The following is a 10,776-nucleotide window of genomic DNA, read 5'->3' as shown; positions in this document are numbered from 1 at the left end:
AGGTTGCAGAAACAGAAGAATTGTTTAACAATCCAATTCATCCATATACTCAAGCATTGCTTTCAGCAGTACCAATCCCAGATCCAATCTTGGAACGCAAAAAGGTCTTAAAGGTTTACGACCCAAGTCAACACGACTATGAGACTGATAAGCCGTCTATGGTTGAAATCCGTCCAGGTCACTATGTTTGGGCTAACCAAGCTGAATTGGCACGTTATCAACAAGGATTAAACTAATATTGGTTTTATAATTTCCATGTTAATTTTGTGGAAATTATAAACCTTTTTTTGTTGGGCTAATTTGAAAATGCTTTGCAAATATCCTGAAAGAATTTTCGAAAAATTTTAAAATGATAAAAACGCATAATATCAGATGTAGGTTAGCTTGATATTATGCGTTATTATTATGTAAAAGATTTGATGAATTTCTCCTAATACTCTTTGATTTTCATTGAGTATAAAATTGAGTTTTTCTATAGTCTCAAACGTATGTATAGAGCATTTTAGAAATTAGAGTATGTTAAATCAGTGAATTTGATAGTCTGTATCTGTTTCAAAGTATTATAAAATCGTTTATCCGATATTTTTTATTTAAAATTGACCAATAACAACTGTACTAGTTTTATCCAATGAAATTGAAGAGAGCGCATCTAATAGTTCATTATAGTAGAATCCATTTTTCAAATTTGTTTTAGTAGCTAGAGCGAACACTTCTAGCGTATATCGATGATCTTTATCAGGAGGAGTTGGTCCAACAAACATAGAATCAATTTCAGAAAAATCAGTTTCCAATAGAGGACTTGCGAAACTATTTTTCCCTTGCGTAATAGAATCTTTATAATCTAGACTGTAATTTTCAGGAATAATGACTGTATTATTTTTAACTTTTATATCCGTAGCAAGCCAGTGAATCCAAGGGAATGAACAAACTGGAATAGCATCATAATCAATTAAAGTAATAGCTATATATTTTGTTCCTTCTGGTAATTCGCTAATTTCAAATAGGAAAGATCGTATAGGATTCCCCTTAATAATGTCGGTACAATCTGCTTCTTTTCCAAATCGTTTAGGCAATAAGTTCTGGTTAAAAGGTATATTAATTTTCATCATATTGCTCCTTTCGTATAATCGAATAAATTATTCTTGATTCTATGATATAATAAATACTAACTTTTTAAAATTTGGAAAAAGTTAATAATTCATTAAATATTATTTTAGGAAGGAGAGGAGATAATGAATTTAGATTGGTATTATACATTCTTAGTATTATCTAAACACCTCAATTATCATAGAGCAAGCGAAGAATTATTTTTAACGGAACCAACACTTCACCAGCAAATAAAAAAACTCGAAAAACACTTGCAAGTAAATTTATTTGAAACAGTTGGAAGAAATTTAACTCTGACTCCAACAGGACGAGAATTTATCCCTATCGTAAAAAAAATAATTGCGACATATGAAGATGGAATTAAAAAAATACAGTTAAAAAATAAAAAGTTGGAAACACATTTAAACATCGCAGTTTCACCTTACATAGCTACCTATCTGTTACCGAAATTTCTTCCAGAATTTTTTGAAGAACAACCATCTGTAGGTATTTCAATTACCGTTTTACAAAATGATATTGCTCGAGAAATTGAAAATAATCAATTTGATATTGGGATAGCTAGGGAAGAACCTTATACTACAAAGATTAATTCAGAAAAAATTTGTGAGGGGAAAATTGCTCTTTTTTATCCCAAAAATGATTCTCAACTAACTGAGGTGGAGTTATTTCAAAAATATAAGATTTTATCAGATAATCATCCTGTTTATTGGAATAAAGTAAAACAAGAAATTTCTGAAATTGTTCCAGAATCTCAATTTGTTTCTATAAAGGATATAACAGTAACTGAGAAATTGATTGAAATGGGACAAGGGATCTCTTATCTCCCTCTATACCTTAAAATGACCTTAAATCCTAATATTGCTACTCGAATACCAGAAGAAATTTCTATTCCACTATCCTTTACTTACATAATGACTAGAAAAAATTCGGAAGTTATTGAACTTTTCAAAAATAAATTTAAGGAATTTATTGTTTTTGAACAAAATAAAGTAAATTTTTGACTCTTAAAAAGATGACTTGTGTATCTAGGAACTAGTGTTAATGTATAAAATTGAAATTTCGCATCATCCTTTCTGAGTTTAGATTGACTTTGTTGTGAGTTTGAAACAGAGATCGAAAAACTTTGAAAGAATTTTCGAAAAATTTTAAAAAATTCTGAAATATTCTTGACAGCTAATGAAAAAGGTGGTAAGATAGGAAACATCAAAAAAGAAAGCAGAAAAAGAAATGAATAAGAGACAAGCTGTAACTATGAATCAAAACTTTTACTTTAGCTACTTTAGATAGTGTTTGTAGACATGTCACCATGGATACAAACAGTTCAAGCAATTTGTTTGTATCTATGTGGCTAAGATTTTTGATTGTGGTCCATATAGATGAATATCTAAATGGACTAGCTAAGTTGTAACTTGTTAGATTATTTCAAGCATCCGTTTAGATAGTATCTAGGCGGTTTTTTGTTTTATCTTTTCTGAGAAGGAGTTTCATTATGAAAGTTGTTCGAAAATTACTAGCCCCTCTCTTGGTAGTGGGTATCCTCTTGACCTCTCTGATCAGTCTACATCAGTTGAAGGCAGATAAGAAAAAAGATGTGTTTCGTATCGGTATTTCGCAATTTATTACCCACCAGTCCCTAGACGCTACTAGAGAAGGCTTTGTGGATGAGCTGGCTAAACAAGGCTATGTGGAGGGGAAAAATATTGAGATTGATTTGCAAAATGCACAAGGAGAACAGAGAAATCTAAAAACCATTTCCCAGCAACTAGCAGAATCTAGTGATGTTGTTCTAGCTATCGCAACGCCTTCTGCTCAGAGTTTGGCCAATACAACACAAACGACACCTGTTATCTTTTCAGCGGTAACAGATCCTGTCAGTGCCAAGTTGGTTGAGTCAAGAGAGCATCCTGGGGGCAATGTAACTGGGACAAGCGATCAGTCATCAGATGCCATTTCAACTCAAATCAATTTGATAAAGAAAGTGTTGCCAAAGGCTAAAACAATTGGAATTCTCTATACTCAGAGCGAGCCAAACTCAGTTGTCCAAAAGGATGAAGCTAAGCGTCTTCTAGAAGAAAAAGGCTTTACCGTTGTTGAAAAAACAATCTTGGACAGTAACAACGTCAAGGCGGCAGCAGAGAGCTTGATGGCAGAAGTGGATATGGTTTTTGTACCAACGGATAATATCATTTCGTCAACCATGGAAACAGTCAAGCAGGTTTCTATTAAACACAAGGTTCCAGTATTCGGTGGTTCAACAGAAATGATTGCTGTGGGTGGCTTGTATAACTACGGAACCAATTATGAAGAATTGGGAAGACAGACAGCTCGCATGCTGATTCGTGTCTTAAAAGGTGAGAAGCCAGAAAATATAGCAGTTGAGTTGCCTGAAAAACTGGAATTGCATACCAATCAAGAAATGGCAGATGCACTAGGAATTGATATCAGTAAGTTAGAAGGCAAGGAATAAGGAGGTTTAAGATGAATTTTGTGTTATCTAGTTTATCAGAAGGTTTGTTGTGGTCGATTATGGCCATTGGGGTCTACTTGACTTTCCGTATTTTGGATATTGCGGATATGACTGCTGAAGGAGCCTTTCCACTGGGGGCGGCTGTCGTCGTATCTCAGATACAGGCAGGGACAAATCCTTGGATTGCGACCTTACTTGCTTTGCTGGCAGGTATGGTAGCAGGTCTTGTATCAGGAATGCTCCACACCAAGATGAAAATTCCAGCTCTCTTGACAGGGATTGTGACCTTGACAGGGCTTTATTCAATCAATATTAAAATCATGGGAAGCGTGCCCAATCTTTCCTTGGGAGATTTTTCAACTGTCTTTAAACAGTTGGCGAGCTTAGGGCTGACAACTGAAGAAGCTGTTTTCTCACTCAGTTTAGCCTGTCTCTTACTTGTTTGTTTGGTCTTGACCCTTTTGATGAAAACAGAGATTGGCTTGGTCTTGCGTTCGACTGGGGACAATATTCCGATGAGTGAGGCAAATGGGGTCAATGTAGACACCATGAAGATTGTTGGTTACATGATTTCAAACGGTTTGATTGCCTTATGTGGTTCCTTGTTTGCTCAAAATGATGGATTTTCGGATGTAACTTCTGGGACAGGAACTATCGTTGTTGGTTTGAGTGCAGTGATTATTGCGGAAGTTTTGATTCACGATTTAACTATTGGAGGTCGTTTGTTATCTATCGGAATCGGTGCTATTGTTTACCGTTTGATTATTTTAAATATCTATGAGATTCCAAATCTAGATCAAAATCTGGTTCGTCTCTTTAATGCAATCTTGTTAGCCTTGGTTTTATTTGCACCAGAATTGCAAAAGAGATTAAAGATTCGTAGTTTGAAACTGAGAAATGAATAGGAGGAGAAAGTTATGGCAAGTTTGTTAACACTTGAAAATATCCACAAGACATTTGAAGCAGGGACAGTCAATGAGAACCATGTCCTCAAAGGATTAGATTTAGAAGTTGAAGAGGGAGATTTTATCTCTGTAATCGGTGGAAATGGAGCAGGCAAATCCACTTTGATGAATATCTTGGCTGGCAATCTATCTGTAGACGAAGGGGATCTTTTATTGGCAGGTAAATCCATTAAAAATCTGAGTGTCAGAAAGAGAGCCAAGGATATTGCCCGTGTTTTTCAGGATCCTAAGATGGGAACCGCTTCGCGTTTGACGATTGAGGAGAATATGGCTATTGCCTTGAGACGTGGGCAAAAGAGAGGGCTTGGTTGGGGCGTGAAGGAGAAGGATAGAATCCAGTTCCAAGAAGCCTTAAAAGAGTTGAATATTGGTCTTGAAAATCGCTTGAAAGTGGATACTCAATACCTTTCAGGAGGACAAAGACAGGCCTTGACCCTAGTCATGGCAGCTCTGGTGAAACCCAAACTTTTGCTTTTGGATGAACACACTGCGGCACTTGATCCGAAAACAAGTCAAATGGTGATGAACTTGACGCACAAGATTGTGGAACACCATCAGTTGACTACTTTGATGATTACCCACGATATGAACCATGCGATTGAGTACGGCAATCGTCTCATTATGCTCTATCAGGGTAAGATAGTGGTGGATGTCAAGGGAGAGGAGAAAAAGCATCTGACAGTTGAAGACCTCATGCATCTCTTCCAGAAAAATAGTGGCCAAAGTCTAGTCAGTGATGAATTAGTTTTAGGATAAAGAAAAAGGCTGAGATGTGGTGTCTTAGTCTGTTTATAATATGGCTTACACAGCATTGTTAACCAGATACTTGTCAATTGCTGTATGACATTAGTATTGATTTAAATTGATACAAGGTAAAAGAAATCTGGAAGAATCTGTTTCTGTCTAGGAGTTCTCACTATTGTTAAAACCAGTCCTCAAGACAAAAGGACTGGTTTGTAGTTTAGAATATTATCTTAAAAGATATCAGTTAAATGGTAGATGAAATGGTGTATAACATACTTGAATTGAACTTGAATAGGATGAGCCCTCCAAGTAATTCTTAAAAATTTATATATCTAATCTATCTTATTTTTTAATAAGAAAATTGATGTTAAGACTACACTCAGTCCTGCTAAGAAGAGGAGTGGATTTGAGGATTCACCAGTTTCTGGAAGTTGTTCTTTATAATGAGTATTTTCCATCTGAGTAGGACTATCGGTAGTTGAAGTCTGTTCAAAGTTTAGTGAAGTTGGTTCTGAAGGGATTTCAATTGTCTTGTTTGGTGTAGTTTCTTGAGAATGGCTAGATTGATAGACTACCGCATATGTACCAAAGTGACTAGTGGTAAATTCTGCCCTACCTTCTCGAACTGTAAAATCAAGTGCTTCCAATTCCTTAGTTGGACTTAGGTAATAAACATTTTCTACATCGGCTGTAATTGGTAATCTAACTAAAACAGCTCTTTGTGGTTGTATATTATGGTTGTTTGGATTTTTAAATTGAATATCATAAGCATCGTATATCTTACCAAACAGTTCTTGAGCTAATACGCGTTTACTGGAGAGATGAGAAATTCCTGCTAAATCAGTTGCTCTACCAATAATCTCAACGCCAGTCTTTTCATCCTTCAGAATACGCAGTTTATAGTCAGAAATACTGCTAGTCGATGTTTTTTCTTGCCTATCATCTCCACCAGGTTTACTATAATCGGGACTTTCTACTGTAGGAGCTTTCTGTTCTCTACCTATCTCGATAGATTTGGTGTATTCAGGTATTTCCACAGTAGGCGGTTGCTCTAGTCCTGCTGTGCCGATAGGTTTAGTGTATTCAGGAATTTCTACAATAGGAGCAGGATCATCTCCCTTGCTTGAAGTTGGTTGCTGATTCTCATCCTTTTTGGTAAAGACAGCTACTACAGGACTGCTTGTTGTATTTCCCTGGATAGAATAAGCTTCTATCGCATTTCCAACTTTTCGATTGGTTTCGTCAGGGATAGGGATTTGTACCTGATTATCTTGGATTGATAAGACAGTCTGATCCCCAGTCGTAACCAGATGATTATCGTCTATCTTGCGTAAAACGAGTGGATCTTTGATACCTGGGAAGGTCACAGCGATGGCTTCCCAGTCTCCAGCTGGAAGAGTTAAAGAGATGTTTTTATCCCCTGCCTTAAGTGGTGCGATACTTGGACTATCCAAGCTTACAGCTGGAGCTTTAATCACATCAAATGAATCTAGAGAAATTTTCTTGCGACCTGCTGGTGAATTTGGATCAACTTTCAATGTCAAAATATGATTGCCATCGGTCAGATTAGTAAATTCTCCAATTAAGGTTGCCTTTTGGGTAGGGCCAGCAGTGTAGAAGTCTAGACTTGACATTTCTTTGCCATCTAGTGTCACGAGAGCTTTTCCGAGAGCGGATGTTTTAAGTCCGTAAATTCGAATACCTGTTCCAGTAAATGGAATGGTTGCCTGAGCTTCTGAAGCAGTACTTGGGTCACTGTTATTGATGTCCGCATATTTTTCTGTGCTCTTATATAATTCAGTATCGCTCCAATCTTTGAATTGAGATCCGTATTGAATGCGAGAGTCACGGTCATCCATTTTTTCAATAGTTGTTCCCTGTCCAGGTAAAACTTTAAAGTAGTCTAAGGAAATTTTGGAACGTTCACTGCCACGGTGTTTATGCTCTTGTTTTACAGTGATGGTCATCACATGAGCACCATCTGACAATCCTGTGAAGCGACCGATAAGGCTACCTTTTTCAGTTGCACCTGCAGTATAAAAGTCCAGTTCACCGACTGATTTACCATCGATTTTGACTTCAGCGATTCCCAATTGAGATGATTTGAGACCATAGATTTCAATGCCAACACCATTGAAAGGAATGGTTGCTGTCGCATCTTTATCTGTATAGTGACCTAGTGAAAGGTCGGCAAACTTCTCTGTTCCTCCAAATAATTCTGAGTCTGCCCAGTTTCCAAATGCAGAACCGTATTGGATTCGGCTATCACGGTCATCCATCAATTGGTTATAGGTTTCGACATTGGTCTTTTCGGATACCTGTGTAGAAACATTACCCAGTATAGCCTTAACAGTATAAGTGTAGGCGAGTTGAGGATCGAGTGAGCGGTCGATAAAATGGGTTTGATTGGTTACAAATTCTCTGCTTGCAGAGGTTTGGCCAGATTCGTCTTTCGCTTGTCTTTGGATAACATAGTGGGTAGCGCCTTCTACTTGGTTGAAGGTGAGTTCGGCAGTGACGCCATTTTGTCTAACTGCTGTCAGACTGGTTACACGACCAGGGAAATGTTCAAAGGTAATGACATCACCTTTTTGCGTTGCTAGTTGGATGCGGCCATCTTTAAGAACAGTTGCTTTGACAGATTTGCCATTGACCTTGATTTGGCTGGCTTCGATATTTGGATAATCTACAACTAGGTCTCCACCGACATTTGCCAGGAAGGACAGGTTTTGCAGGTTTTTATCTTTCCACTTCATGCTTACTTCAAAGTTACCACGGGCAACCAGACCAGAAACCTGACCGTCTTTCCAAGCATCTGGAAGGGCTGGCAATGGTGCAATGTAGCCAGTGTGTGATTGAAGAAGCATTTCTGCAATTCCACTGGTTGCTCCAAAGTTTCCATCGATTTGGAAAGGTGCGTGCGTATCCCAAAGGTTTTCTAGGGTTGAATATTTGAGCTGTTCAGCAAGCAGGCGATGGGCACGGTTACCGTCTAAGAGACGAGCCCAGAGGTTGATTTTATTGGCCTTAGACCAACCAGTACCACCATCTCCGCGGTGATTGAGGGTAGCACGTGCAGCCTCTAAGTATTCAGCCTGGTCTTTGCTAAAGAGCGTACCTGGGAAGAGACCTACCAGATGGGAAACGTGGCGGTGATTATTTTCAATGCCTTCATTAGTGAATTGTGGACTGTCTTCTTCGTACCATTCCTTGATACGTCCCTCTTTGTTAATGTGAAGTGGTTTTAGTTTGTCAAATTTAGCCTTGACCTCTGTGGCTAAGTCTTTGTCGACATTCAGATGGTTGGCGACTTCCATGTAGTCATGAAATAGCTGCCAGACTAGTGATTGGTCAAAGGTATTTCCAATGGTAATGGTACCGTGTTCTGGTGAGTAGGATGGAGAAGATACCCAACGGTCGCTGGCCTGGTCATAGTGCAAGAAGGAATTCCAGAACTTAGCTGTTTCCTTGAGCATTGGATAAATCTTTTCTTTTAGATAAGTTTCATCCTTGGTGAATTTATAGTAGTCATAGACGTTCTGCATCATCCAGGCATTAGCAGCTGGAGACCAACCCCAATAGTAATTCCAACCAGGAGTTGTCCAGCCAAATGGTGTTGCTTGAGTGTGGACTAGCCAACCATTTTCTTGTCCGTCTTTGGATTCGATACCAGCGTATTCTTTGGCAGCGATACGACCATAATAGCGCATGTCGTCAATGTAATTGATCATTGGCTTGGCTGTTTCAGCTAGATTGCTCATGTAGGCTGGCCAATAGTTCATTTGCAAATTGACATTGAGATGGTAGTCAGCGTTCCAAGGTGGATTGTCTACGGCATTCCAGACTCCTTGTAGGTTGGCAGGAAGGGCATCTGTCCGATCACGAGATGAACTAATCAATAAATAACGTCCGTATTGGAAGAAGAGTTCTTCCAGTTTTTGCCCTTTGCTAGGGTTATAGGTCTGAAGGGCCTCTTTTGTCGTTTGAGCAGTCTTGCTTCCACCTAGGTTTAGTTTGACGCGGTTAAAGAGGCTTTGATAGTCTTTGATATGGTCCTTTTTAAGTGTCTCGTAGTCTTTGCCCTTAGCTGCTTCGACAATCCCTTTAACTGTTTTTTCGAGGTCAATGTCTTTTCGATAGTTGGTTTTAGGATTTTGAGCAAAGTTAGTCTTGGCACTGAGTAAAAGCGTAGCATAACTAGCCCCTGTGACCGTTAAACTATCCTCATGAACAGTAACTTTTCCGTCCGTTTTAATTCCTAGATAGGATGCGAACCGGAGGCCATTATCTTTGACTGTACCTTTTAGTAGGATACCATTTGGGTCTGTCGTAACATGGCCACTTTTGTAGTTAGAATATTCCGCTGAGTAGTTTCCGTTAGCAAGCAAATCTTCTGTTAAGCTATTCCAAACTGTAAAATCAAGTTTTTTGTCTCCTTTTTGGGTCAAGTGGGTCACGGTGACATCATCAGGATAGCTGGAGAAGGTTTCACGTTTGAAGGTTGTCCCATCTTGGGTGTAAGAAGTGGTTGTAGTGGCTTCTGAGATATCTAAACCACGGTGATAATCTGTTACTGTATCCAACCCCTTTTTCTGGTTATTGAAAACCATGGATACATCACCAAAGGCTAAATAACGTCCATATTGGGAATTGTTTGGACCAACTAGATTTCGCTCGGCTAATCGTTTGGCTTTTTGGCGGTCTCCATCCTCTAGAGCCTTACGAATTTCTGCTAAAATTTTATACCGTTCCTGATAGTTTCCTCCATTATAGTCGGTACTGTCGGGACGCGGTCCACCTGACCAAAGAGTTTTTTCGTTGTATTGGATTCTCTCCTCGCCGACGAGACCAAAAACCTTAGCCCCCATCTCACCATTCCCAACTGGAAGGGCTTGTTTTTCCCATCCATCATAGGAAGGAGCTGTTGGTCGATCATAGTTTAGCTGATAGTTGCTTTGTTCTGTCACAGGTAGTTCTTGTTTTTCGGTTTCCTTATTTTCATTAGGTTTTACAATAGCCTCAGTACTGGCTTGATTAGTTGTAGCAGAGGCAACATTAGCCTCAGTGGGTTTGATTTCAGAAACACTATTATCAGCTAGAACTGGTTTTGAATGGTCAATTGCTTCGCTTGGCTGTGTGTGCTCGGTTGATTCAGTTGTTTTCGTAACGGTATCTGTCTTAGCTGTAGTTTTCTCCAGTGTAGCCTCGTTTTGCTTTACTTCAGTAGTATCAGCAGAGACGGTATGACTAGCTAGAAAAACCGCACCAAGCAAAACAGAAGCTGTGCCGACTGTTAGCTTTCGAATACTGTAGCGACAGGATTTCTCCCTCCAAATTTTTTCCATAGAAACCTCCTTCATTAATTAAAAGCGCTTTCATTTTTTCTTAAAAAAATATAATGCCCTATTTACAGTCTGATATGGATCGATTTTATTTGTACCATTTTAATATAACAAATAAAAACAGAGAAAGCAAGAGATTTTCATATGAAGT

Annotated in this window: 6 protein-coding genes and 1 pseudogene; 5 read left to right on the top strand and 2 right to left on the bottom strand. The window is 38.6% G+C overall.

All coding sequences use genetic code 11. The annotated features are described in order from the left end of the window. Window positions 1-236 (top strand): annotated as a pseudogene (locus RWM06_RS06730) (peptide ABC transporter ATP-binding protein); the annotation flags it as partial. A gap of 354 nt (window positions 237-590) precedes the next feature. Here RWM06_RS06730 and RWM06_RS06725 read toward each other — a convergent pair. Next, window positions 591-1,106, bottom strand: a complete 516-nt coding sequence (locus RWM06_RS06725; protein ID WP_313970567.1) for a YbhB/YbcL family Raf kinase inhibitor-like protein — start codon at window positions 1,104-1,106, stop codon at window positions 591-593. A gap of 126 nt (window positions 1,107-1,232) precedes the next feature. Here RWM06_RS06725 and RWM06_RS06720 point away from each other — a divergent pair, with 126 nt between their 5' ends. The 4 genes from RWM06_RS06720 (at window position 1,233) to RWM06_RS06705 (ending at window position 5,295) form a co-directional block, all read left to right on the top strand. After that, on the top strand, window positions 1,233-2,108 hold the full coding sequence (locus RWM06_RS06720) for a LysR family transcriptional regulator (RefSeq protein ID WP_313970566.1): 876 nt from the start codon (window positions 1,233-1,235) through the stop codon (window positions 2,106-2,108). 488 nt (window positions 2,109-2,596) lie between these two features. Next, the gene (locus RWM06_RS06715; RefSeq protein ID WP_000869838.1) at window positions 2,597-3,574 is read left to right on the top strand and encodes an ABC transporter substrate-binding protein; all 978 of its coding nucleotides are present in this window, start codon (window positions 2,597-2,599) and stop codon (window positions 3,572-3,574) included. Between the two features lie 11 nt (window positions 3,575-3,585). Then, window positions 3,586-4,479, top strand: coding sequence for an ABC transporter permease subunit (locus RWM06_RS06710; RefSeq protein WP_313970565.1), 894 nt, complete (start codon window positions 3,586-3,588; stop codon window positions 4,477-4,479). Window positions 4,480-4,491: 12 nt separating this feature from the next. Continuing rightward, on the top strand, window positions 4,492-5,295 hold the full coding sequence (locus RWM06_RS06705) for an ATP-binding cassette domain-containing protein (RefSeq protein WP_313970564.1): 804 nt from the start codon (window positions 4,492-4,494) through the stop codon (window positions 5,293-5,295). Window positions 5,296-5,615: 320 nt separating this feature from the next. Here the strand turns inward: RWM06_RS06705 and RWM06_RS06700 are convergent, their stop codons facing one another. Continuing rightward, window positions 5,616-10,628, bottom strand: coding sequence for an SIALI-17 repeat-containing surface protein (locus RWM06_RS06700; protein ID WP_313970563.1), 5,013 nt, complete (start codon window positions 10,626-10,628; stop codon window positions 5,616-5,618). Between the last annotated feature and the right edge of the window lie 148 nt (window positions 10,629-10,776).

It is taken from the genome of uncultured Streptococcus sp. (assembly GCF_963516575.1).
Lineage (GTDB): Bacteria > Bacillota > Bacilli > Lactobacillales > Streptococcaceae > Streptococcus.
The sequence above is the reverse complement of the archived record's forward strand: the minus strand, read 5'-3'. Positions and strand labels throughout refer to the sequence as shown.

Bases quoted from the DNA above. Each gene is read 5' to 3' on its own strand.
- RWM06_RS06725 (WP_313970567.1), bottom strand. From the start codon at position 1,106: ATGAAAATTAATATACCTTTTAACCAGAACTTATTGCCTAAACGATTT.
- RWM06_RS06720 (WP_313970566.1), top strand. From the start codon at position 1,233: ATGAATTTAGATTGGTATTATACATTCTTAGTATTATCTAAACACCTC.
- RWM06_RS06715 (WP_000869838.1), top strand. From the start codon at position 2,597: ATGAAAGTTGTTCGAAAATTACTAGCCCCTCTCTTGGTAGTGGGTATC.
- RWM06_RS06710 (WP_313970565.1), top strand. From the start codon at position 3,586: ATGAATTTTGTGTTATCTAGTTTATCAGAAGGTTTGTTGTGGTCGATT.
- RWM06_RS06705 (WP_313970564.1), top strand. From the start codon at position 4,492: ATGGCAAGTTTGTTAACACTTGAAAATATCCACAAGACATTTGAAGCA.
- RWM06_RS06700 (WP_313970563.1), bottom strand. From the start codon at position 10,628: ATGGAAAAAATTTGGAGGGAGAAATCCTGTCGCTACAGTATTCGAAAG.